Genomic DNA, 23,731 nt, shown 5'->3' on the forward strand with positions numbered 1-23,731 from the left:
GCCATAAGTCCGCCACCGGGCCGCCACGAGTCGCACCAAGACGCCCCCCGGACGCCCCCGAGTCGCCCCGCGGCCACCCTGTGGGGGCGGAAAGCCCGCACCCGGGCGCGGTAGGCGGCCATCCGTTCCCGCGCGGACGCCCGTATTGCACGATTTGGCAACGACTGGCGCGGCTCGACCCGAACGCCCGCGCCCAGCGCGCCCGCAAACCGTCCCGGCGTGCCAGGATCGAGAGCGATGACTGCCATTTCCGCTTCCGCCGTCCCGGCCGCCGCATCCCCCGACCCCGACGGAGCCGTCCTGCACCGGCCCGTCATCGACTGGTTCGACGCGCACGCGCGCGACCTCCCCTGGCGTCGCCCCGAGGCCGGTGCCTGGGGCGTGATGGTGAGCGAGTTCATGCTCCAGCAGACCCCGGTGAACCGGGTGCTGCCGGTGTACGAGCAGTGGCTCGCCCGCTGGCCGCGCCCGGCCGACCTGGCCGCGGAACCGCCCGGTGAGGCGGTCCGCGCCTGGGGCCGGCTCGGCTATCCGCGCCGGGCGCTGCGGCTGCACGGCGCCGCGGCCGCCATAAGGGAGCGGCACGGCGGTGACGTACCGCGCGACCACGCCCAGTTGCTGGCGCTGCCGGGGGTGGGTGAGTACACGGCGGCGGCCGTGGCCTCGTTCGCGTACGGCCAGCGCCATCCGGTGCTGGACACCAATGTCCGCCGGGTGTTCGCGCGCGCGGTCGGCGGTGCGCAGTACCCGCCGAACGCCACCACGGCCGCCGAGCGCAAGCTGGCCCGCACCCTGCTCCCCGACGACGAGCCGACCGCGGCGCGCTGGGCGGCCGCCACCATGGAGCTGGGCGCGCTGGTCTGCACGGCCCGCACCCCCGACTGCGCCCGCTGCCCGATCGCCTCGCTCTGCGCCTGGCGCCAGGCCGGTTCCCCGGAGCACGACGGCCCGCCGCGGCGCGGCCAGACCTACGCCGGTACGGACCGTCAGGTGCGCGGCAAGCTGCTCGCGGTGTTGCGGGGGACGGTGACACCCGTACCGCAGGCGACGCTGGACCAGGTGTGGGACGAGCCGGTGCAGCGGGCCCGCGCGCTCGACGGACTGGTCTCCGACGGACTGGTGGAACCGCTCTCGGGCGGCCTCTACCGACTGCCGCTGACCTGAGAGGCCACTGCGGCTGACCTGAGAGGCGACCGCCGCCGACCTGAGAAGCGACCGCCGCCGACCTGAGAAGCGACCGCGGCTGACCTGAGGGAACTCCTCGTCACGACCCTGTCTGTGACAGACCTGTGACACGCCCAGGACCCGGTTCTGACACTCGGTCGAACCGGGTTCCGTTGTTACACAACCTATGGGTAGCTGTGCATTCGCCGAGGCCCGGATGCGCATGGCGCCGCAACAGCGCCTCCGTAGCGTCCTTCTCGCGCCGACCGACAGGGCGGCACATCAACGGCGGGGAAGACAGCGGGATGGAGGCTGCACATCATGAGCAGCAGCAATGTTCTGGACTTTGAGGAGTACGTGCGGAATCGGCAGGACGCGCTGCTGCGCAGCGCCCGTCGGCTGATCCCGGACCCGGTCGAGGCACAGGACCTGCTCCAGACCGCCTTGGTGCGCACCTACGGCCGCTGGGACGGCATAGCCGACAAATCGCTCGCCGATGCCTATCTCCGGCGCGTGATGATCAACACCCGTACCGAGTGGTGGCGCGCCCGCAAGCTGGACGAGGTGCCCACCGAGCAGCTTCCCGAGGCGAGTGTCGAGGACGGCACCGAGCAGCACGCGGACCGCGCCCTGCTGATGGACATCCTCTCCGTGCTGGCTCCCAAGCAGCGCAGTGTCGTGGTGCTGCGACACTGGGAGCAGATGACGACGGAAGAGACCGCGGAGGCGCTCGGAATGTCGACCGGAACGGTCAAGAGCACGCTGCACCGGGCGCTGGCCCGGCTGCGGCAGGAGCTGGAGAGCCGCGATCTGGACGCCCGCGCGCTCGGCCGTCGGGACGGGGAAGGCAAGCGGGCCGGGAACGTCCGGCAGCACACGGGTCGGGTCCGGCGCGGCCGCCAGGAGCGGGGGCAGGGTCGGTGCGCGGCCTGACCAGGGCCTCTCCCAGCAGGACAGCCATGATCACCGGCGGTGCGGTCGTGGGCCTCGCGGCCGCCGGCGGCTGGATGCTGGCCGGATGCGGCGCCGCGAGCGAGGGTGTCCGCAAGGAGGGACCGGCACGCACCGAGTGGGCCTCGGCCGCCGCGGACTCGGGCGCGTACGCGAGTGGCCACGCCTCGGGCCGGCCGTCACCGGCCGGGCAGAAGGTCGACGCGATCAAGCTGGTCAAGACGGATCCGAACGTCAGCGACGATCTGAAGGCGAACCTCAAGCCCTGCCCCAAGGGCAAGGTGCCCGAGGGCAAGCAGCAGATCGAGGGCTACCCGGTGGACGTGACGTACGGCAAGCTGACCGGCTCCAGCGCCTCCGACCTGGTGATCAACGTGATGAGCTGCGGCGATGGCTTCGGCATCGGCTCGTATGTGTACCGCAAGGCGGGCGACCGGTATGAGAACGTGTTCAGCGACGAGCAGCCGCCCGTCTACGCCGACATCACCAAGGACGAGCTGCGGGTGACCAAGCTCGCCTACGCCTCCGGTGACTCCGTCTGCTGCCCTTCGAGCGAGGCCGTGATCACCTACCGCTGGGCCGCGGCGGACAAGACGTTCGACGTGCTGTCCCGCAAGCGCACCGACTACAGCAAGAATGTGCCCACGGAAGAGGCGACCCCGGCGCCGTCCAAGAGCGCCGGCGACGGAACGGAAGGCTGAACCGAGGCTGTGGCCGAGACCCATGTGCTCTTCGTCGAGGACGACGATGTGATCCGTGAAGCCACGCAGCTCGCCCTGGAGCGCGATGGCTTTCTCGTGACGGCCGCACCCGACGGGTTGACCGGTCTGGAGCGCTTCCGCGCCGACCGCCCCGATATCGCGCTGCTCGATGTGATGGTTCCGGGCCTGGACGGGGTCAGCCTGTGCCGCCGGATCCGCGATGAGTCCACCGTGCCCGTGATCATGCTCTCCGCGCGCGCCGACTCCATCGATGTGGTGCTCGGCCTCGAAGCCGGCGCCGACGACTATGTGACCAAGCCCTTCGACGGCGCCGTGCTGGTCGCCCGCATCCGGGCCGTGCTGCGCCGCTTCGGCCATGCCAGCGGCCCCGGCGGGCGGGGCGCGGAGCCCGTTCCCGAGGAGCCCGACGGCGGGGTGCTGTGCTTCGGCGATCTGGAGGTCGACCCCGAGGGCATGGAGGTCCGCAAGGGCGGCCGGCAGGTCGCGCTCACCCCGACCGAGATGCGGCTGCTGCTGGAGTTCTCGGCCGCGCCCGGCACCGTGCTCTCCCGTGACCGGCTGCTGGAGCGGGTCTGGGAGTACGGCTGGGGCGGGGACACCCGGGTCGTGGACGTCCATGTGCAGCGGCTGCGCGGCAAGATAGGCCAGGACCGGATCGAGACGGTCCGCGGCTTCGGCTACAAGCTCAAGGGCTGACCGGCGTTGGGGCGATTCGCGCTGCGCAGCGGTCTGCGGTGGAAGGTCAGTCTCGCCATCGCGGCGGTGAGCACGCTCGTCGCGGTCGTGCTGAGCCTGGTCGTCCACAACGCGGCCCGCGTCTCGATGCTCGACAACAGCCGCACGGTGATGGACGAGCGGGTGAAGGTCGCCCAGCGGTGGTACGAGCAGTCCCGGGTGCTGGGCTTCGGCGCCAAGCTGGACGACCCCAAGCTGCCCGAGCAGCTGAAGAAGGAGGCGTGGCGCGGCCAGCGCGCCACCTATCTGGAGGACTCCGGCACCGGCACCCCCGAGGTGTGGGCCTCGGTGCCGCTGCGGAACGGCAAGGTGCTGTCCGTCCACACCAAGTTCCAGGACCGCTTCGCCGTCCTCAACGACCTCGACCGGGTGCTGCTGATCGGCTCGGTGGCGGTGGTGATGGGCGGTATCGCCCTCGGTGTGCTCATCGGCGATCAGCTCTCCCGGCGGCTGCGCAAGGCGGCCACCGCCGCCCGCAAGCTGGCCGAGGGCGACTCCGAGGTCCGGGTGCGCGAGGCGATCGGCGGCCGGGTGCGCGATGAGACCGACGATCTGGCGCGTGCGGTCGACGGCATGGCCGAGGCGCTGCAGCAGCGGCTGGAGGCGGAGCGCCGGGTCACCGCGGATATCGCGCATGAGCTGCGCACCCCGGTCACCGGGCTGCTCACGGCCGCCGAGCTGCTGCCGCCGGGCCGCCCCACCGAGCTGGTACGGGACCGGGCGCAGGCGATGCGCACCCTGGTCGAGGACGTGCTGGAGGTCGCGCGGCTGGACGGCTTCGCGGAGCGCGCGGAGCTCCAGGAGATAGCCGTGGCCGAGTTCATCGCCCGCCGGGTCCGGGCGGTTGCCCCCGACGCGGTGATCAACGTGGCGCGTGATGCCCATGTCTCCACCGATCCGCGGCGGCTGGAGCGGATCATGGGCAATCTGCTCGCCAACGCCGCCCGGCACGGCAAGCCGCCGTTCGAGGTCACGGTCGAGGGACGGGTGCTGCGCGTGCGCGACCACGGCCCCGGCTTCCCGGAGGAGCTGCTGAAGGACGGGCCCAGCCGGTTCCGCACCGGCAGCAAGGACCGCGCGGGCACCGGGCACGGCCTGGGGCTGACGATAGCCGCGGGCCAGGCGCGGGTGCTGGGCGCCCGGCTGACGTTCCGCAACGCCGATCCGGTGCTGGACGGAACGGATGACGCGGACGGCACGGGCGGCGAGTGCCGGGGCGCGGTCGCCGTGCTCTGGCTGCCGGAGTCCGCGCCCACCAACACCGGCAGCTTCCCGATCATCGAGGTGCCGGACTGAGCGCTCAGTCCGAGACGCAGCCGTCCCAGGGCTTGCTGAAGTCCATCTCCTCGCGGGGCTGGGTGAACGAGAACCAGTTGCCGGAGTCGTCGCGGAAGAGCGCCTCGGTGCCGTACGGACGCTCCTGGGGCTCCTGGACGAACTCCACGCCCTTGGCCTTGAGCACCTCGTAGTCCCGGTGGATGTCATCGGTGGTGAACACCCCGGCGCCCAGCACGCCCTTGGCGACCAGCGTCCTCAGGGCCTCGGCGGACTCCGGGTCGAGCCCCGGCGAGCTGGGCACCATCAGGGTCAGCTGCACATCCGGCTGGTCCTTGGCGCCGACCGTCAGCCAGCGCATACCGCCGCCCTCGCCGTCCCCGCCGATGCTCATGTCGGTGCGGACCTCCAGGCCCAGCTTCTCGGTGTAGAACGCCTTGGCCCGGTCCTGGTCGAGGACCCAGACGGTGACGATGGACATCCCCTTGATCATTGCTGCCTCCGGAGGTATCGGGTGGATCGCGCGTCGTCGCGACTTCGCCACCGTAGGCAGCAGGGGGTCCGGCTCGCTTCTCAAGAATTGCTGTCCTCGGGGCCGCCGATGCGGGCCGGTGCGTCGCGCCCGCCGTACCAGAGCATGGCGTAACACCCCGGTATGACCCCCGCGGCCCGGCCGACGTACCGGTCCCGGTAGGCGCTGGGGGTGAGCCCGGTCTGCTTCTTGAAGCTCGTCGAGAACGTGCCGAGGCTGCTGAAGCCGACGAGGGAGCAGATCTCGGTGACCGAGAGATTGGCCGAGCGCAGCAGTTCCTCGGCCCGCTCGATGCGGCGCCGGGTCAGATACTGACCGGGCGTGGAGCCGTAGGCGCCCTTGAAGGCGCGGATGAAGTGATAGCGCGAATAGCCGGCATGCGCGGCGACCGCGTCCAGGTCGAGGGGCTCGGCCCAGTCGCGGTCCATCACGTCCTTCGCGAGGCGCAGCCGGCGCAGATGCGCCAGCCGCGCCTCGTCCGGCGAGGTCACCATGGGGCCGATGCTGTCATGCCCCACTGACAGGGAGGTGGTCCCGCAGGGTCCCCCAAAGGCCGTTGGTCAGACGGTCTCGGCGACCGTCAGACGGTCTCGGCGACCGGCGCCGCGTCGGCCGGGGCCTCGTCGCCGCCGTCGGCGGACTTGCCGGGCCCCCCGCGCAGCGGGACCTCCTTGACGAACCAGGCCGCGAGGAAGCCGATGATGCTGATCAGCGCGCCCCACAGGAACACCTGGTGGGCACCGCTGGCCACCGCGTGGGTGTACGCGTCCCGGATGCCCGGGGGCAGCTTCTTGAGGCTGTCCGGGTCGAGCTGGGCGCTTCCGGAGGTGACGGCCGCCGCCTTCGCACCGGCCCGCTCGGCCATGGTGTCGTTCACCTGGCGGGTGAACAGGGCGCCGAGGATGGCGACACCGAAGGAGCCGCCCAGGGTGCGGAAGAGGGTGGCGGAGGAGCTGCCGACGCCCATGTCCTTCATCTCGACGCTGTTCTGCGCCACGAGCATGGTCGTCTGCATGAGGCAGCCCATGCCCATGCCGAGCACCGCCATGTAGAGGCCGGAGCTGAAGCGGGTGGTCTCGGTGTCCATGGTGGACAGCAGGAACATCCCGGTGGTGATCAGGAGACCGCCGACGATCGGGAAGATCTTGTACTTGCCGGTCTGGGTGGTGACCCGGCCCGCGACCAGCGAGACGACCAGCATGCCCAGCAGCATCGGGAGCAGCAGCAGCCCGGAGTTGGTGGCCGTGGCGCCCTGGACCGTCTGCTGGTAGAGCGGCAGGAAGGTGGTCGAGCCGAACATCACGAAGCCGACGAGGAAGCCGATGGCGGTGACGAGCGTGAAGTTGGCGTTGCGGAAGATGTGCAGCGGCAGCACGGGCTCGGCGACCCGCTGCTCGACGAAGACGAACGCGACGAGCGCGAGGACACCGAGCGCCCCGAGCCCGAGGATCTGGGCCGACCCCCAGTCGTACTCGTTGCCGCCCCAGGTGGTGATCAGCACGAGCGCGGTGATGCCCACGGTCAGCAGGGCCGCGCCGGTGTAGTCGATCCGTCCCTGGGCGCGCTTCTTCGGCAGGTGCAGCACGGCGGTGATCGCCGCGAGGGCGACGGCGCCGAGCGGGAGGTTGATGTAGAAGATCCAGCGCCAGCCGAGGTGGTCGGTGAGGGTGCCTCCGACCAGCGGGCCACCGATCATGGCCACGGCCATCACACCGGCCATGATGCCCTGGTAGCGGCCACGCTCGCGGGGCGGCACCAGGTCACCGATGATCGCCATCACGCCGACCATCAGGCCACCGGCGCCCAGGCCCTGGATGGCCCGGAAGCCGATCAGCTCCCCCATGCTCTGTGCCATACCGGACAGCGCCGAGCCACCGAGGAAGACCGCGATGGAGGTGAGGAAGATGCCCTTGCGGCCGTACATGTCGCCGAGCTTGCCCCAGATCGGGGTCGAGGCGGCGGTGGCCAAGGTGTACGCGGTCACCACCCAGGAGAGGTGGTCGAGTCCCCCCAGCTCGCCGACGATGGTCGGCATCGCGGTGCCCACGATCATGTTGTCGAGCATCGCGAGCAGCATCGCGATCATCAGCGCGAAGATCACCACACTGGTGCTGCGCTGCTTCGGCTCGGCCTTGCCCTTGGGCTCCTTGGGTATCTGGGCCTCCTGGGCGGCCTGAGCCGATGTCGAAGCGGACGAAGCGGATGGCGCTTCGTCTTCTTTTGGTTTCCGGAACATGTTCTCCGTCTCCCCCTGGGTGATGAGAGCCCTGACGCCCACTTACTTGCCGCCCGGCTAGTTCAGTACAGTGGAGACGGTAAGGCGCCAACTAGCCGGGCGTCAAGTAAGTTACGTTCGGCCTGCCGACGGCAGCCAGACCACCAGCACAGGAGAGCACCATGGGCAGCACACCGCGGCGGGGAGACACCCGTCAGCGCATCCAGGACGTGGCCCTGGAACTCTTCGCGGAGCGAGGTTACGAGAAAACGTCACTGCGCGAGATCGCCGAGCATCTTGAGGTCACCAAGGCAGCGCTCTACTACCACTTCAAGACCAAGGAAGACATCGTCCTCAGCCTCTTCCAGGACCTGGGCCGGCCGCTCGACGAGCTGATCACCTGGGGCGAGCAGCAGCCGCGCACCCTGGAGACCAAGCAGGAGCTGCTGCGCCGCTACAGCGCGGCCCTGGACATCGGCGAGCCGCTGATGCGCTTCATGCAGGAGAACCAGGCGACGGTGCGCGAGCTGAGCATCGGTCAGATCTTCAAGAACCGGATGTTCGCCATGTCCGCGCTGATCCGGGACCCGGAGGCGCCCATGGTCGACCAGGTCCGGAGCGTCACCGCGCTGTTCAGCATGCATGCGCGGATGTTCGCGCTGCAGGCGATCGAGGGCGACGCCGAGGACAAGCGCAAGGCCGTCCTCGAGGTCGCCCTCGATCTGGTGAAGCAGGCGCACGCGTCATCGACGCATGGCTGATATGCGCGCAGAGCGCATGAGTGGCGTCAGACCTTGACGCCGTGGTCGCGTCAGACCTTGACGCCGTGGTCGCGGAGGAACTTGAGCGGCTCGACCGCGGTGCCGTAGTTCGGCGTCGTACGGATCTCGAAGTGCAGGTGGGGGCCGGTCGAGTTGCCGGTGCTGCCGGACAGGCCGATCTGCTGGCCCTCGGTCACGGTCTGGCCGATCCGCACATCGATGCGGGACAGGTGGGCGTACTGCGAGTACGTCGCGTTGTCGTGCTTGATCACGATCGCGTTGCCGTACGCGGGGCCGTCACCGCCGCCGTTCGGGCCCGCCTTGACGACGACGCCCTCGTGGGCCGCGTGCACCGGGGTGCCGGTCGGCACGACGAAGTCCTGACCGCTGTGGTTGTGCGACCACAGGTTGCCCGCCAGGCCGAAGGCGGCGCCTATCGAGAACTTGTCGACCGGGGTCTGCCAGTCTGTGGGGGCCTTCTTGGCAGGGGCCTTCTTGGCCGGAGCCTTCGCGGCGGCCTGCTTGACGGACGGGGCGGCGGGGGCATCGCCCGCCCCCACGGCGAACGCCGTTCCGGCGCCCAGTGCGAGTGAGGCGCCCAGGCCGACGGCGACCACAGCGGCGCGCCCCCTGGATACGGACGTAAGCGAGAAACGGCGGTTTGTGGCGCGCGGGGCCATGGGAAGTACCTCCAGAAGCGTCATTGGACGCCTCTTGTTATCCCGTTCTCGTGAATAGGCCAAGGCGTTCCACTACTAAGTGGCTACGTAGCGAATTGGTTATGTGATGCGTTTCCCGCGCGAAATTCCCGGAAACCCCCATCACACCTCTGACCTGCGAGATCCCCTATTTACCGTAGTAGACGCCGAAGGGCCTGTGCGAGAAGTCACCTTCGCAGGGACTTTCGGATGTCCGATTCGGGACCAACGTCCTTACCCCGCTGTACGCTGTCCGGTCAGGGACACACAACTACCGGGGGGAATGGGACGTGGATCCCGCAGTCATCGGCGCGCGCCTGGCGTCGAGCGTCGTCGCACCGCTCATCAAGAAGCTGTTCGTCAAGGAGGGGCCGGGCGCCGGGCTGGTCGACCAGCCGGTCCGCATTTCCTCCCTCGTCTCGTTCCGCGGCGAGAAGCGCACGCTGACCGAGAAGGACCTCGACAAGCTCGCCGCCGAACTGGTCGCCCAGGCCACCCGGCACGCCGGCCCCGGCGAGCGGCCGTGCCCCGCCGACGAGGACGAGCTGGTCGCCGAGCAACTGGCCACCACGCTGTACGCGCTCGGCGACCTCGATATGAACGACGTCCAGGCGGTGCAGCTCGGCCGCCAGGGACTGGCCTACGAGCTGGCCCACGCCACCCGCACGCGGGGCAGGACCACACTGCGTCTCAGCCAGGGCGGCACGCTGCTCTACGAGCGTCTGCTGGACACCGCCTGCCTGCACATCCTGCACTTCTTCACCCAGCGCTCGGCCTTTATCCCGCGCACGCTCGTCGAGCAGAGCGGCCAGCTCAGCGAGCTGATCACCAAGATCGACATCCTGATCGAGCGGATTCCGTCGCAGACCGCGCAGGACGCGGGCTTCGAGCGCCGGTACGCGGAGTACATGATCGGCAAGCACTCCACGCTGACCATCGTGGGGATCGACCTCGGCCACGCGGAGGCCACGTGGCCGCTGGACGCGGCGTATCTCAGCCTGGAGGCGGTCTCCTCCTCCGGCGAGGAGCGGCCGCTGGGGGCGTTCGCCGGGGAGCTCGTCAGTGAATCCGGTGAGTCCCCCGCCGCCGAGGCCGCACACGCCGCCCTTCCCGCGGCCCTGCCCGCCGACCGGGCGCTCTCCGGCCATCAGCGGGTGCTGCTGCGCGGCGTCGCGGGCTCCGGCAAGACCACGCTCGTCCAGTGGCTCGCCGTATGCACCGCACGGCAGGAGTCGCTGCGCGGCCTGGAGCAGCTCATCGGCCGCGTCCCCTTCGTTCTCCCGCTGCGCACGATCGCCCGTCAGGAATCGCTGCCCTCCCCGGCCTCGTTCCTGGCCTCCGTCCACAACCCGCTGGACGGCGCCCAGCCGCCCGGCTGGGCCGACCGTGTCCTGACCGCCGGGCGCGGGCTGCTGCTGATCGACGGCATCGACGAGATCCCCGAGCGCGACCGCGAGCGCACCCGGGCCTGGCTGGCCGATCTCCTCATCGCCTATCCGGACAATCTGTGGCTGGTCACCTCCCGCCCCTCGGCCGTCGCCGACGACTGGCTGGGGGCGCAGGGCTTCGCCGAGTTCACGCTGTCCCCGATGAGCCGCGAGGACATGGCGGCGTTCATCGAGCGCTGGCACGATGCGGCCCGCCAGACCTGCCGTACGGAGGAGGAGCGGACGGCGCTGGACGACTACGAGTCGGCGCTGCACACCGCCGTCCGCACCAAGCAGGACCTGAGCCGCCTCGCCACGAACCCGCTGATGTGCGGGCTGATCTGCGCCCTGCACCGCGCCCGGCGCGGCTATCTGCCACCGGGCCGCAAGGCGCTGTACGACGCGGCGCTGTCGATGCTGCTGACGCGGCGCGACACCGAGCGCCATATCTACGCGCCGGGGGATGTCCAGCTCGACGAGGAGCCGCAGATCCAGCTCCTCCAGCGGCTCGCCTACTACCTGATTCGCAACGGCGAGGCCGAGCTGGACCGCGACCGCGCGGAGCGCCTCATCGAGGAGGCCCTCCCCTCCGTCCCCGCCGCCCGGGCCCTGGGCGACGCCCCGGCCATCCTGCGCCATCTGCTGCTCCGGAGTGGGCTCTTGCGCGAGCCGTCCGTGAGCACGGTGGACTTCATCCACCGCACCTTCCAGGACTACCTGGGCGCGAAGGCGGCGGTGGAGGCGTGGGACGTCGGCCTGCTGATCCGCAACGCGCATGACGCCCAGTGGGAGGACGTCATCCGCATGGCGGTCGCGCATGCGCGGCCACGCGAGCGGGCCGAACTGCTGGGCAAGTTGCTGGAGGCGGCGCGGCTCACGGACAGTCCCGAGTGGGCGCTCCGGCTGTTCCTGCTGGCCATGGCCTGCCTGGAGCACGCACCCGATCTGGACCCGGTGATACGGGACCAGGTCACCCGGAGTGCGATGGAGTTCGTCCCGCCCATGACCATCCCGCGAGCGCGGGAACTGGCCACGGCGGGCCCTCTGGTGCTGGAGCTGCTTCCGGGGCCGGAAGGGCTGACGGACGAGGTCGCGGAAAGCTGTGTGGTGACGGCCTCACGCATACCGGTGGACGCGGCGATCCCCTATCTGGCCCAATTCGCCGACCACCCGGCCATCGGCGTGCGTGCGCAATTGGCGTCCAGCTGGGGGCGATACGACACCGAGCGGTACTTCCACGAGGTCATCCTCCGTCTGGACCGGGACGGTCTGTATTTCGTGGCCGAGTCCATGGAGCAATTGCGTCTGCTCCTGGATACGGGTCCGCGTCCGTGGCTGATCCTGCGCGGCTATTTCACGGACCACGAGATCAGGGGCAGTCTCGATGGGCAGGAGGTGACCCGGCTACGACTGCAGGGAAACGAAGCGGTCGCCGACCTCGGCACCGCGCTTGGCCAGCTGTCGAGCCTCGACACGCTCTATCTGACCAACTGTCCCAGGGCCTCCGACCTGACTCCCCTCTCCGCATTGCCCCTCCACACCCTGGTCTACGAGCCGCCGTGGTTCGGCCCGGCGCATGCGACCTTGCCCAAGGGGCTGGAGAAGCTGGCCGGGCTGGACCGGCTGAAGATCGACAACTGTGTGCCCCCATTCCAGTTCCGTTCCTTTCCGCCGGAGATCACCTGGCTGGATCTGCACGTCGAGGCCGAGGAGCTGGACACCGCCTGGATGGTGTCGGCGCTCCCCCGCCTTCGTCATCTGAACGTGCAGCTCAAGGCGAGTACCGGCCACCCCATCGACCTGTCCCCGCTCGCCGCCCTCCCCGGTCTGGAGACGGTCACCGTCGTCGACGCGGCCGTCATGAACCCCCACGCGCTCCCCGGCGTCACGGTGACGGCCTCTTCCGCCTCCGCTCGGCCTTCAGCAGGCGCTGGTAGTCCGTGAGCACGCGCAGCAGCGCGAAGCCGGTGCCGAGAGGGGATGGTGCCGAGCTCCAGCCGGGGCTGCCGGGGGTCGCTGAGGTCGGCCCGTACGTCGGGGAGGCGTACGCCGTGGGCGGCGAAGTCGTCGCGCAGGGTCTCGGCCACCCGCTCGGCGGGGGTGGCGTTCATGCGGTGCTTTTCGTATGCGCGGGCGGGACGTTGAACTCGAACCAGACCGCTTTTCCGGTGCCGTTGGCCGGTGGCGCTTCGTAAACGGGCATCGTGCAGCGCTCCACGCCAAGTGGCGCAAATCCTCGTTCAGCACGGACGCAGCCAACTGCGTGGAACTCGCCGCCGCCCCTGACGGCATACGCATACGCGAGAGCGACGAGCCCGACGCGGCGCTCCGCACCAGCCCAGCCGTACTCGGTGCCCTTATACGTGCCGTGAAGGCCGGCCGACTCGACCGCAGCCTCTGAGCACAGGCCGGACGTCGGGCGCTGGCATCGTTTCGCGCGCTTCGCGCGATTGAGCAGCGGCGGCGGGGGCCGGGGCGTGCGGCGCGTTGCCGGGCGGCGAGCCGGTGGGGGCCCGCGCCGTGACGGCAACCGCACCCGGGGGCCGATGCCGATCCGGAGCGCGGTCCGGTGGGGCGGCCCCTCCGGGTACCCCCTCCGAAAATGCTTGATCTGAAGCAACTACTTTGTCAAGGGTTTTCGGGATGGGTACTCCCTGCGGCGTCCAGCGTCGCGATGGATGCGGAGTCCGGCGGTCCGGCGACGGGCCGCGCTCCCGCACACGGATGCCGCCCCCGGCGGTCGCTCCCACTGGCCCGGCGGTCGGCGGTCGGCCCGCGCCCCGTCCCTCTGCCCCGCTGCTCAATCGCGCGAAGCGCGCGAGACGGCGCCGCACCCGGCCCATGCCCCCGCACCCGGCCCATGTGCCGCACCCGACCGATGCAGCACCCCCGGTGGAGGCGGCACCCGACTGACGCGGCACCCCCGGCGGGGCTGAGGTCTGTGTCGGGGAGCGGGACGGCCCCCGGCCGGCGGGACGGCGCTCCGGCTACGCGGCGGCCAGGGGCACCGGCTACGCGGCGGGCAGGGGCCCCGAGGGATCGCCGAGCCATACCCGGTGGTGGCCGTCGGCCGTGACCGTCAGGCCGAAGTCGAACAGCTCGGGCCGCCCGGCGCCCTCCCACCAGGTGAGGGCCTCGGCGGTCTCGTCGGCCAGGTCGCGCGGACCCCACTGGTGCACCGTGCCGTCTGCCGCCGCGTACGCCCACGAGTCCCCGCCGCACCACCAGTGCCCGCCGTCCTGCGGCCAGTGCGCCACGTCAGCCAGCCTCAGCCCGACCGCGAACTCGGCGTGCGGGTCGGCGAGCCACGCGAGGTCCAGGTCGGCCTTGCTCTCGCGGCTCTCCTCCCACGCCTCCGCGGAGAAGAGCCCATCGATGCGTGGGCGTGCGCGCTGGCCCCGCAGCGCCATGAAGGTCAGCGCGCCCGCGAACCGGCCCTCGGCATGGCCCTCCGAAACGGTCAGCCTTACGAGCCCGTGCGAGCAGAACGCGGTGCGGAACGGGGCCAGGATCAGACCGCCGGGGCGCACCTGCTCCACCCACGCCCAGGGAATCGACCTCACCGAGGCCGTGGCCACCAGACGGTCGTACGGTGCGCCGCCGCGCCAGCCCTGCTCGCCGTCCGCTTCCAGAACCGTCACTCCGCCGTACCCGGCCCGGTGCAACGCGGCCCGTGCGCCGTCGGCCACCTCCGGGTCGATGTCCAGCGTGGTCACCCGCCCCGCGCCTGCCCGCTCGGCCAGCAACGCCGCGTTGTACCCGGTGCCCGCCCCGATCTCCAGCACCCGATGCCCCGGCCGCAGGTCCAGCTCGGTGAGCATGGTCACGACGGCGGTCGGCGCGGAGATGGAGCTGGTGGGTACATCGCCGCCGGCAGGGGCGGGGGTCCCGTCGTCCACCTGTGTGGTCATGGCCTGCGCGGGGTCGTACACCATGCGGGCCCACCGGTCGGGGTCGTCCGCCCGGTGGAGCGGCCGGTACACGCCGCCGTCCACCACCCATACGGTGCCAGGGACGAATTCGTGCCGTGGCACGGCCTCGAACACGCGCCGTATCCACGGCTCGGCGATGTCGAGCGTCTCGGCCGCCCCCGCGCGCAGCTCTTCCAGGTCGGTCACTTGCGGTGCGTTCCGCCGCCCGGCCTGGAGACATCCGGATGCTGTCCGTCCGAGTCCCGCGGGCTCAGCTGCTTCGGCTGCGGGTTCGGTGTGGGCGGCTTGCTGTGCGTTCCCATTCGGGCCCCCTCGCATCGTGGGTCGCGCAACCAGTGTGAGCTTCGCTCATCGAGGGGCAGTAGAGCGCGTGGGCACCCACCGGGGGCAGACGGTGCCGCCGTGCGCCCGCGCCCCGGCAGGTGGTTCAACGGAGGTGGCCTCCGGTATTTGCCCCTCACGTTGACGTCAGGTTCTAGCTTGGCCGGGCAGCGCGATTCCGCGCTGTGACGACACCTGGCCAAGGAGTATCGACGTGTCCATAAACGGGAGTGCCGAGCGCGCGGCCCAAGTTCTGTCCCGGCCGTTCACCGTGGGCGGGATGACCGTGCCCAACCGGATCGCCATGGCGCCGATGACCCGCATGTTCTCGCCCGGGGGCGTGCCCAATGACGATGTGGTGGCGTACTACGCGCGCCGCGCGGCCGGCGGGGTGGGGCTGATCATCACGGAGGGGACCTATATCGAGCACCCCTCGGCGGGGCTGAGCGACAGCGTGCCGCGCTTCTACGGGGAGGACGCCCTCGCGGGGTGGGGCGAGGTCGTGCGGCAGGTGCATCTCGCGGGTGGGCGGATCGCGCCGCAGATCTGGCATGTGGGGGTGTCGCGGCAGGAGGGCGCGCCACCGCACCCGGAGGCTCCCGTGCTGAGCCCGTCCGGGATCGGGCTGGACGGTGAGCCGGTCGGGCGGGCGATGACGCAGGACGACGTGGACGCGGTGATCGCGGCCTTCGCGGAGGCGGCGGCCAACGCGGAGCGGATCGGGTTCGACGGGGTCGAACTGCATGGCGCCCATGGCTATTTGATCGACCAGTTCCTGTGGAGCGCGACCAACCGGCGCGGTGACGCCTACGGCGGCGACCCGGCCTCCCGGGTCCGGTTCGCCACCGAAATCGTGGCCGCCTGCCGTAAGGCCGTCTCCGCCGAGTTCCCGATCATCTTCCGTATGTCCCAGTGGAAGCAGGACCACTACGACGCGCGGATGGCCGAGACCCCGCAGGAGCTGGAGGCGCTGCTCACCCCGCTGGTGGAGGCGGGGGTGGATGTCTTCCACTCCTCCACCCGGCGTTACTGGACACCGGAGTTCGAGGGCTCGGAGCTGAACCTCGCGGGGTGGACGAAGAAGCTCACCGGGAAGTCCACGATCACGGTCGGCTCGGTCGGGCTCGACCAGGACTTCCTGCCGACGTTCGTCCCCGGGACCGGCAGCGGGCAGGCCCAGGCGGCGGACATCGAGAATCTGCTGGACCGGCTGGAGCGGGACGAGTTCGATCTCGTCGCCATCGGCCGCGCCCTGCTCGCCGACCCCGAGTGGGCCGCGAAGGTGCTCGGCGGGCGCACGGCGGAGCTGGTGCCGTACTCCCCGGAGCTGCTCGGCACGCTGCACTGAGCCGTATGACCGGTTCAGCCCATGCGGATGGCCCGTTTCGTACCTCGCTGAGAGGATTGACACGGTTCGCTGCACTGGGAACCACGGAGAACAAGGAGAGCCGGTCATGTCCAAACGACTGCATGTGGGCAACTTGAGCTACCAGACGACGACAAGGGACCTGGCGACCCTGTTCGGGCAGTTCGGCGAGGTGCTGGACGCCACCGTGATCACCGACCGGGAGAGCGGCCGCTCGCGGGGGTTCGGGTTCGTGGAGATGGACGAGATGGCCGCGGAGAAGGCGATGGCCCAGCTCGACGGCACGGAGATGGACGGCAGGGCGGTCACCGTCACCGAGGCGAGGGCGGTCTCACGCGGCACGCGTTGAGAAACGGCACGTGCACGGAGGGCGAAATCGGAACGTGCGGTTCGCCACGTATCGCCGCTAGGACTTGCGGGTGGAGCAGTGTGCCGTGGTGATATGGATCAATGCGATCCCCCACACGCATACCTTCACCCCAGCCCTCGCATCCTCACAGCGGTTCACCTGCCGTTCATTACAGCAACCCCTATGAGGAACTCGCCGAGCTCGCCGATCCGTACGATCCGGACGACCCCCTGGGCCTCGGCCTGGCGTCGGATGACGACGACGCCGACGGCGGCGGGCACAGGGGTGAGCCGGTCGGCTCGGGTTCGGGCTCCGGCTCGGGTTCCGGCTCCGGAGGCGACGGCGCGGCGTGGTCACCGCCCAACCACCGCCGTTCGTCCCGGCGTCGGCGCGGCCGCTTCCGGGGGATCCCGCTCACCGCGAAGGCGCTGATCGGGCTGCTCGTGCTCGGCCTGCTGCTGGTGCTGGGCGACCGCTGTGCCGTGATGTACAGCGAGCGCAAGGCCGAGCAGGAGCTGCAGAAGAAGCTGGATCTGGCCACGGCGCCGAATGTGACGATCCACGGCTTCCCGTTCCTCACCCAGGTGCTCGGCAAGGATCTGCAGCAGGTCGACATCGCCGTCCCGGACGTGGCGGCCGACCGGGTCTCGCTCGCCGAGGTGCGCGCCCAGGCCCGGGACATCCGGATCGTGGGGGATCTGCCCAGCTCCTTCCGGGGCGCGACGGTGGGCCGGATGAAGGGCGATGTGCTGCTGTCCTTCGAGGACCTCAGCCGTGAACTGGGCGCCTCGCAGGTGCGGTTCAAGGCGCTGGGGCCCAGCTCGGTGCGCGCGGACGGGAAGCTGCCGGTCGCCGGCCAGCAGGTGTCGCTGCACGCCCAGGCACATATCCAGCGCCAGGGAGACCGTGGGATCTCCACCAGTGTCACCGATATGCGGCTGGACATCCCCGGGATCGCCACCTACCGGCCGGGCCCCGAGCCGCGCGCCGGGCTGTATCTGCACAAGAAGGCGGCGCGGCAGATCAGCGAGGACTCCGAGAAGGCGCAGGCGCTGCTGTCGATCCCCTCGGTGGCCGAGAAGCTCGGGGTGTCCCCGGCGGAGGCGGGGCAGGCGCGGAACGACGACCAGGTGCTGGACCGGATCACGGGGTCGCCGCGCTTCGTCCCGGCGCTGCTCGCGGTCAACCTCGTCCAGGCGGCCAACGACCATCCCCAGCTGGCCAGGAAGCTCGGCATCGACCCGACGGTGGCCGCGGCGCTGACGCGGATGAAGGTGCCGGAGCTGACGGACAAGCTGGAGCTCTCCTTCCAACTCCCGCACAAGGCCAAGGGCATCAAGCTGGCGAACATCGGCGTCTCCCCGGAGGGGATCCGGGCCGATCTGACCGGCGCGGGGCTGTCCTTCGGGAAGACCCACTAGCCACAGCCGTGCGTCACCGCGTCACCCGTCACCGCGTCACCGCGCCGTCGGCAGCCGTACCTCGACGCGGAGGCCGCCCGCGGGGCCCGGGGCGGCGGTGACCGTGCCGCCGTGGGCGGTGGCGATGGAGCGGACGATGGACAGGCCCAGGCCGTGGCCGTGCACGGCGGTGCGATCGCGGTCGAGGCGGCGGAAGGGTTCGAACAGGCCGTCCACGCGGGTGGGGTCGATAGGGGGGCCGGTGTTGGTCACGGTCAGTCGGCGGGCCTCGTCGACGCGCACGGTGACCGTGCCCCGCGGGTGGTTGTACTGGATGGCGTTGCGCACCAGGTTGGACGCCAGATGCTTGAGGAGCACCGGGTCTCCGTTCACGGCCAGGGGCGTGGTGTGCACCGCCGTACTGACGGTGTGCTCGGCGGCGAGGGAGCTGAGTTCGTCGGCGGCCTGCCGGGTCAGCTCGGCGAGGTCGGTGTCCTTGGTCCGGTCGAGGCCGCGGTCGCTGCGGGCGAGCAGCAGGAGCGCGGCGATGAGGTGTTCGGCCTCGCGGTTGGTGATGAGCAGGTCCTCGCGGACCGGGATCAGATGGGCGGGCAGCGGGTCGGCGAGGCCGACTTCGATGCTGGTGCGCTGGGCGGCCAGGGGGGTACGCAGCTCGTGGGAGGCGTTGGCGACGAACCGGCGCTGGCTGGTGAAGGACCGCTCCAGGCGGTCCAGCATGGTGTCGTAGGTGTCGCCCAGTTCCCGCAGCTCGTCCTGTGGCCCGGTGAGTTGCAGCCGTTCGTGGAGGTTCTCCTCGCTCATCCGGCGGGCCGCGAGGATCACCTTGCGTACCGGGCGCAGGGCGCGGCCGGCCAGCCACCAGCCCATGGCGCCGGACAGTACGGCCATGACGGCCAGGCCGACCGCCGACCACAACACCATCTGCCGTACGGCGGTCTTCTGGAGCCGGTTGGTGACTTCCACCCTGGCCAGCCGGGCGTCCTCGGCCTGTTGTCGAGTCCACTTTGGGTCGACGGGGCCGGGACGCGTCGGGCCCGAGGGGGCCGACGAGGCCGAGGAAGTGGGCTGGGGACCGGTCGGCCCGGCGGTGTGGTCCGTCGTGATGCTGGCGAACTGCTCCATGGTGCCCTGCCGGGCCAGCACCGTGACGAAGATCAGCAGGGCGGCTCCGGCGCAGAAGAACAGCGCGGTGAAGGCGGCGGCGAGTTTGGCGCGGAAGGTCAGACGGTCGCGCAGCGCGGCTCGCAGGGCCCGCGGGGCGACGACGAACAGGGGATTCAGCACAGCCGGTAACCTTTGCCGTCGTCCATGGAGATCGCGTCGGAGCGGCCGAGTTTGCCACGCAGCCGGCTGACGGTGGCGCGTACGGCGCTGGTGCGCGAGTCCATGTGCTCGTCCCACACACGGTCCAGCAGGGCACGGTGGGTCACGGCATCGCCGCGCGCCTCCATCAGGAGCTGAAGGACGGCGAATTCCTTCGGGCTCAGCTCCACCGGCCGCCCCTCGATGCGGACCTCGCGACGGCCCCGGTCCAGCTCGATGCCGCCGTGCCGCAGGATCATCAGCGGGGGTGTGGGGACGCGTCGGCTCAATGCCCTGATCCGTGCGAGGAGTTCGGCGAAGTCGAAGGGCTTGGCCAGGTAGTCGTCGGCGCCGAGATCGAGCCCGGCCACCCGGTCCTCCACCGAACCGGCGGCGGTGAGCATGAGGATGCGGGGCGGGTCCTGAAGCGCGCGCAGGCGCAGGCACACCTCGTCGCCGCTCATGACGGGCAGATCCCGGTCCAGGACGATGATGTCGTAGGCGTTGAGCAGGCACATCCGCTCGGCCGCGTCCCCGGAGCCGGCCAGGTCGACCGCGATGGCCTCGCGGCGCAGGCCGGTGGCGATCGTACGGGCCAGGATGTGGTGGTCTTCGGCGATCAGGACCCTCATGCGGGAGCTTCCTCGGGGTGATACGCGGCAGTTACTGAAGGTAACAAACCGGGTGGATCGGACCCCGGCCCAGCCATGCAAGCAGGGAGGCGATTGCAGAGGGATAAGCGTGGCGGGGCGCGAGGGCCTTCCGCGCTTACCTCCCTGCGCGCGGTCGGCTGGTTCTCTCATGGCGCAAGCACCGCCCCTACCCCAACCGTGAGGTCCCCATGTCCGTTCTCTCCCTGCGTAAGCACTGTGCCCTGGCCTCGGCCGCCCTGGGCATGGTCCTCGTCCTGTCGGCCTGCGGCGGAGGCGGCGGTGATGACGATGTCGCCAGCGCCGGGGGCGAGAAGAAGCCGTCCGCGAGCGCTTCCCAGAAGGCCAAGAGCCCGGAGGAGATGCAGCGGGCCCGGCTGAAGTACGCGTCCTGCATGCGCGAACAGGGCATCGACATGCCCGACCCGGACGCCGACGGGGCGCACTTCGTCCAGCCCTCCGACCCGAAGAAGTTCCAGGCGGCGCTCGATCAGTGCAAGCAGTTCATGCCGAACGCGGACGGCCAGGCTCCGGGTTACCCCCCTGAGCAGAAGGCGAAGGACGTGAAGCTGGCCAAGTGCCTGCGCGCCAAGGGAGTCGAGGCCGAGGACCCGACCGACGAGGGGAGGATGAACATCCCGGACGGTGAATCGAAGAAGACGCAGGACGCCCTCAAGGCATGCGGCGCCATGTCGAGCGGTAAGACCGGCCGGTGACCGCCGCCACGGAGAGCGGCACCGTGCCGCAGAGCGAAGCGAGCGGGGACGACTCCCCCGACGCGGCCCCGCGCCACCGGCCACGCGGTCGCCGGCGCCGCGGCCACTGGATCATCGCGGCCGTCCTGGTCGCGGCGGCAGGCGGCGGCGTGTACTACGCGACCGCCTCCACCGGCACCGCCCCGGCGGCGGACTCGGACAAGCCGGCGCGGCACACGGACAAGGTCACCCGCCAGACGCTCATCAACAGCAAACAGGTCGACGGAACGCTCGGCTTCGAGGGCAGCACCTCGGTCATGGGCCGGCTGCCCGGGACCGTCACCCGCCTGCCGGGCATCGGCAGCACCGTCTCGCGCGGCGAACAGCTCTACGGCGTGGACGGGAAACCCGTGCTCCTGCTGTACGGGAAGTCGCCCGCGTACCGGGACATGAAGAGTGGCGACAAGGGCGAGGACGTACGCCAGCTGGAGGAGAACCTCCAGGCCCTCGGCTACCGCGGCTTCACCCCCGACAGCGAATTCACCGACCTCACCGAGCAGGTGGTCAAGCGCTGGCAGAAGGCCCTCGGCCTTGCGCAGACCGGGACGGTGGAGGACGGCCGGGTCGTGTTCGCCTCCGGACCCTTGAGGATCGGCGCGCACAAGGCTGCGGTCGGCTCGGATGTCCGGCCGGGCGGCCCCGTGCTGACCGGCACCTCGTCCAAGCGCCAGGTCCATGTCGACCTGGACATCGGTGACCGGTCGCTGGCGAAGAAGGACGGCACGGCCACCGTCACCCTCCCGGACGGCAAGACGGTCAAGGGCACGATCACCAGTGTCGGTACGACGGTGAAGAAGACGCCGGGCGAGAACGGTGCCGCGGACAAGTCCACCATCGGCGTCGACATCGAGCTGGCCGACGGTGTCGCGGACATCACCGAGGCGCCGGTCACCGTCGGGCTCCAGAGCGAGAAGAAGGAGAACGTCCTGACCGTGCCGATCACCGCGCTGCTCGCGCTCCGAGAGGGCGGCTACGGCGTCGAGGTCATCGGCGCCGACGGCAAGGGCACCGTCACCGCCCTGAAGCTCGGCATGTTCGCGAACGGAAGGGTCGAGGTCAGCGGCGGCGGCCTCACGGCCGGCACCAAGGTGGGGGTCGCCGCATGACGCCGGCCCCGGCGGCGCCGGCGCCGGCACCGGCACCGGCACCGGCTGAACACGCGCCGCTGGTGGAGCTCGAAGACGTCGACCATGTGTATCCGGGCGGGGTACAGGTGCTCCACCAGGTGTCCTTCCGCGTCGACAGGGGCGAACTCCTCGCCGTCGTCGGCCCGTCGGGCTCCGGCAAATCCACCCTGCTCAACCTGATCGGCACACTGGACGTGGCGACGTCGGGCACCGTGCGCATCGACGGGCACGACATCGCCGGCCTGGGCGAGAACCGGCTGTCCGCGCTGCGGGCCCGGTCCATCGGCTTCGTCTTCCAGCAGTTCTTCCTGGCCGACGGGGTCAGCGCGCTGGACAACGTCGCCGACGGACTCCTCTATCTGGGCGTCCCCCGCAGGGAACGCCGCGCACGGGCCGAAAAGGTCCTGCGCCGGGTCGGCCTCGGGCACCGCCTCGACCACCGCCCCAACGAACTGTCGGGCGGCGAGAAACAGCGCGTCGCCATCGCCCGCGCGGTGGTCGGGGACCCGCCGCTGCTGCTGGCCGACGAGCCCACCGGAGCGCTCGACACCGCCTCCGGGGCGTCCGTGGTGGAACTTCTGCGGGAACTCAACGCGGCGGGCACGACCGTCCTGATCATCACCCACGACCAGGAACTGGCCGCCGCACTGCCCCGCCGTATCCGCGTGCGCGACGGCAGGATCGCCGAAGGGGTCCTGCGGTGAGCCGCCGCCCCGGCCCGCGGCGCCGCACCGCGGCCCGTCCCACCACGGCCCGTCGTCTCACCCCCCACAGGCTCAGCCCGGCCGACACCCTGCGGGTGGGCAGCGTGGGGCTGCGCACCCGCCCCACCCGGGTGCTGCTGTCGGCGCTGGGTATCGCGATCGGTATCGCCGCGATGGTCGCGGTGGTCGCCGTATCCGCTTCCAGCCAGGCCGCGTTCAACGCCCAGCTCGCCTCGGTGGGGACGAACATGCTCACCGTGACGCCCGGCAAGGACTTCGTCGGCGAGCCCGCGCCACTGCCCGAAAACGCCGCCGAGATGGTCCGGCACATCGCCCCGGTCGAGAACGCCGCGGCCACCGGCAGCGTCAAGGGCGCCAAGGTCTACCGCAACGACCGCATTCCCAAGGCCGCCAGCAGAGGCATCGGGGTCTTCGGCGCCGGACTCGGCCTGCCCAGGACCGTGGGGCTCCACATGGCCGCCGGAACGTGGCTCAACGGCGCCCAGAGCCGCTACCCGGCCGTCGTCCTCGGCACCACCGCGGCCGAGAACCTGGGCATCACCACCCCCGGTGCCCAGATCTGGCTCGGGGAGCAGTGGTTCACGGTCACCGGAATCCTCCAGAAGGCGCCGCTCGCCCCCGAGCTGGACTCGGCGGCGCTCATCGGCTGGGACGCGGCCAAGACCCACCTGGGTTTCGACGGCCGCCCCACGATGATCTACACCCGCACCGCCGACAGCAAGGTCGACCAAGTACGCGGGGTCCTCGCCGCCACCGTCAACCCCGAGGCGCCCAACGAGGTCACGGTCTCCCGGCCCTCCGACGCACTGAGCGCCAAGCAGGCCGCCAATCGGGCCTTCACCGGCCTGCTCGTCGGCATCGGCGCCATCGCCCTGCTGGTCGGTGGTGTCGGCGTGGCCAACACCATGGTCATCGCCGTCCTCGAACGGCGTGGCGAGATCGGCCTGCGCCGTGCGCTCGGCGCCACCCGTGGCCAGATCCGCACCCAGTTCCTCACCGAGTCGGTCATGCTCTCCGCCCTCGGCGGCATCAGCGGCGCCGCCCTCGGGGCGGGAGCATCGGCGGGATACGCGCTCTCCCAGAACTGGCAGGTGGTCGTCCCGCCCTGGGCACTGGCTGTCGGAGTCGGCGCCACCATGGCGATCGGCGCGCTCGCCGGTCTGTGGCCCGCCGTACGCGCGGCCCGGCTCGCGCCCCGGGCCGCGCTCTCCGGGCCGTAGGCGGTGCGGTTCCCCATCCGGCATGAGAATTCCTTGAATCCGTTCTTGGTCAACGCACAGCTCAGCCCGATTCTCCTCACGGA

The 23,731-nt window shown here is 70.8% G+C and carries 22 protein-coding genes; 15 read left to right on the forward strand and 7 right to left on the reverse strand.

Going from position 1 to position 23,731, the window contains the following annotated elements:
- Positions 1-237 precede the first annotated feature (237 nt).
- From J8403_RS19840 to cseC, 5 genes are all read left to right on the forward strand, one after another.
- On the forward strand, positions 238-1,164 hold the full coding sequence (locus J8403_RS19840) for an HhH-GPD family protein (RefSeq protein WP_246585907.1): 927 nt from the start codon (positions 238-240) through the stop codon (positions 1,162-1,164).
- Between the two features lie 321 nt (positions 1,165-1,485).
- The gene (locus tag J8403_RS19845; protein ID WP_211124350.1) at positions 1,486-2,097 is read left to right on the forward strand and encodes a SigE family RNA polymerase sigma factor; all 612 of its coding nucleotides are present in this window, start codon (positions 1,486-1,488) and stop codon (positions 2,095-2,097) included.
- A gap of 26 nt (positions 2,098-2,123) precedes the next feature.
- On the forward strand, positions 2,124-2,816 hold the full coding sequence (locus J8403_RS19850; RefSeq protein ID WP_211124351.1) for a hypothetical protein: 693 nt from the start codon (positions 2,124-2,126) through the stop codon (positions 2,814-2,816).
- Between the two features lie 9 nt (positions 2,817-2,825).
- Positions 2,826-3,533 (forward strand): two-component system response regulator CseB, encoded by a 708-nt coding sequence (gene cseB / locus J8403_RS19855; protein WP_137966831.1) that lies wholly within the window; start codon positions 2,826-2,828, stop codon positions 3,531-3,533.
- Between the two features lie 6 nt (positions 3,534-3,539).
- Positions 3,540-4,868, forward strand: coding sequence for a two-component system sensor histidine kinase CseC (gene cseC, locus J8403_RS19860; RefSeq protein WP_211124352.1), 1,329 nt, complete (start codon positions 3,540-3,542; stop codon positions 4,866-4,868).
- A gap of 4 nt (positions 4,869-4,872) precedes the next feature.
- On the opposite strand, the gene J8403_RS19865 is transcribed toward cseC, so the two are convergent.
- The 3 genes from J8403_RS19865 to J8403_RS19875 all read right to left on the reverse strand — a co-directional run bounded on the left by J8403_RS19865 (position 4,873) and on the right by J8403_RS19875 (position 7,615).
- Positions 4,873-5,340 carry a VOC family protein gene (locus tag J8403_RS19865; RefSeq protein ID WP_211124353.1) on the reverse strand — a complete coding sequence of 156 codons (468 nt, stop codon included), beginning with the start codon at positions 5,338-5,340 and terminating at the stop codon, positions 4,873-4,875.
- Between the two features lie 80 nt (positions 5,341-5,420).
- Positions 5,421-5,873 carry a helix-turn-helix domain-containing protein gene (locus J8403_RS19870; protein WP_211124354.1) on the reverse strand — a complete coding sequence of 151 codons (453 nt, stop codon included), beginning with the start codon at positions 5,871-5,873 and terminating at the stop codon, positions 5,421-5,423.
- Between the two features lie 86 nt (positions 5,874-5,959).
- Complete coding sequence (locus J8403_RS19875; protein WP_281427932.1) at positions 5,960-7,615, reverse strand: MDR family MFS transporter; 1,656 nt, start codon at positions 7,613-7,615, stop codon at positions 5,960-5,962.
- 161 nt (positions 7,616-7,776) lie between these two features.
- Here J8403_RS19875 and J8403_RS19880 point away from each other — a divergent pair, with 161 nt between their 5' ends.
- Complete coding sequence (locus J8403_RS19880; RefSeq protein ID WP_211124355.1) at positions 7,777-8,355, forward strand: TetR/AcrR family transcriptional regulator; 579 nt, start codon at positions 7,777-7,779, stop codon at positions 8,353-8,355.
- Positions 8,356-8,405: 50 nt separating this feature from the next.
- Here J8403_RS19880 and J8403_RS19885 read toward each other — a convergent pair whose 3' ends face one another.
- Positions 8,406-9,035, reverse strand: coding sequence for a M23 family metallopeptidase (locus J8403_RS19885; RefSeq protein ID WP_211128338.1), 630 nt, complete (start codon positions 9,033-9,035; stop codon positions 8,406-8,408).
- Between the two features lie 308 nt (positions 9,036-9,343).
- Between J8403_RS19885 and J8403_RS19890 the strand changes: the two genes are divergently transcribed.
- Positions 9,344-12,424 carry an NACHT N-terminal Helical domain 1-containing protein gene (locus tag J8403_RS19890; RefSeq protein WP_211124356.1) on the forward strand — a complete coding sequence of 1,027 codons (3,081 nt, stop codon included), beginning with the start codon at positions 9,344-9,346 and terminating at the stop codon, positions 12,422-12,424.
- A 181-nt stretch (positions 12,425-12,605) separates the two neighbouring features.
- Positions 12,606-12,881 carry a DUF397 domain-containing protein gene (locus J8403_RS19895; protein ID WP_211124357.1) on the forward strand — a complete coding sequence of 92 codons (276 nt, stop codon included), beginning with the start codon at positions 12,606-12,608 and terminating at the stop codon, positions 12,879-12,881.
- A 610-nt stretch (positions 12,882-13,491) separates the two neighbouring features.
- Here the strand turns inward: J8403_RS19895 and J8403_RS19900 are convergent.
- Complete coding sequence (locus J8403_RS19900; protein WP_246585908.1) at positions 13,492-14,598, reverse strand: methyltransferase domain-containing protein; 1,107 nt, start codon at positions 14,596-14,598, stop codon at positions 13,492-13,494.
- A gap of 349 nt (positions 14,599-14,947) precedes the next feature.
- On the opposite strand from J8403_RS19900, the gene J8403_RS19905 reads away from it, so the two are divergent.
- The 3 genes from J8403_RS19905 (at position 14,948) to J8403_RS19915 (ending at position 17,869) form a co-directional block, all read left to right on the forward strand.
- Positions 14,948-16,081, forward strand: a complete 1,134-nt coding sequence (locus J8403_RS19905) for an NADH:flavin oxidoreductase (RefSeq protein WP_211124359.1) — start codon at positions 14,948-14,950, stop codon at positions 16,079-16,081.
- Between the two features lie 106 nt (positions 16,082-16,187).
- Positions 16,188-16,448 carry an RNA recognition motif domain-containing protein gene (locus tag J8403_RS19910; RefSeq protein WP_093463638.1) on the forward strand — a complete coding sequence of 87 codons (261 nt, stop codon included), beginning with the start codon at positions 16,188-16,190 and terminating at the stop codon, positions 16,446-16,448.
- Between the two features lie 101 nt (positions 16,449-16,549).
- Complete coding sequence (locus J8403_RS19915; protein ID WP_211124360.1) at positions 16,550-17,869, forward strand: LmeA family phospholipid-binding protein; 1,320 nt, start codon at positions 16,550-16,552, stop codon at positions 17,867-17,869.
- Between the two features lie 36 nt (positions 17,870-17,905).
- On the opposite strand, the gene J8403_RS19920 is transcribed toward J8403_RS19915, so the two are convergent.
- Together J8403_RS19920 and J8403_RS19925 are read right to left on the reverse strand one after the other, a co-directional pair.
- On the reverse strand, positions 17,906-19,153 hold the full coding sequence (locus J8403_RS19920; protein WP_211124361.1) for a sensor histidine kinase: 1,248 nt from the start codon (positions 19,151-19,153) through the stop codon (positions 17,906-17,908).
- Positions 19,147-19,803 carry a response regulator transcription factor gene (locus J8403_RS19925; RefSeq protein ID WP_211124362.1) on the reverse strand — a complete coding sequence of 219 codons (657 nt, stop codon included), beginning with the start codon at positions 19,801-19,803 and terminating at the stop codon, positions 19,147-19,149. The genes J8403_RS19920 and J8403_RS19925 overlap by 7 nt, the downstream gene beginning before the upstream one ends.
- Positions 19,804-20,012: 209 nt before the next feature.
- On the opposite strand from J8403_RS19925, the gene J8403_RS19930 reads away from it, so the two are divergent.
- The 4 genes from J8403_RS19930 to J8403_RS19945 are packed head-to-tail and all read left to right on the forward strand — an operon-like array spanning position 20,013 to position 23,648.
- A complete protein-coding gene (locus J8403_RS19930; RefSeq protein WP_211124363.1) occupies positions 20,013-20,537 on the forward strand; it encodes a hypothetical protein in 525 nt (174 codons plus the stop codon).
- Positions 20,534-21,682, forward strand: a complete 1,149-nt coding sequence (locus J8403_RS19935; RefSeq protein WP_211124364.1) for an efflux RND transporter periplasmic adaptor subunit — start codon at positions 20,534-20,536, stop codon at positions 21,680-21,682. Before J8403_RS19930 ends, J8403_RS19935 begins: the two co-directional genes overlap by 4 nt.
- A gap of 59 nt (positions 21,683-21,741) precedes the next feature.
- Entirely contained in the window at positions 21,742-22,407 is a 666-nt protein-coding gene (locus J8403_RS19940; RefSeq protein WP_211128339.1) for an ABC transporter ATP-binding protein, read from the forward strand.
- Positions 22,404-23,648, forward strand: a complete 1,245-nt coding sequence (locus tag J8403_RS19945; protein WP_211124365.1) for an ABC transporter permease — start codon at positions 22,404-22,406, stop codon at positions 23,646-23,648. The genes J8403_RS19940 and J8403_RS19945 overlap by 4 nt, the downstream gene beginning before the upstream one ends.
- Positions 23,649-23,731 lie beyond the last annotated feature (83 nt).

This window comes from Streptomyces yatensis (assembly GCF_018069625.1).
Lineage (GTDB): Bacteria > Actinomycetota > Actinomycetes > Streptomycetales > Streptomycetaceae > Streptomyces > Streptomyces yatensis.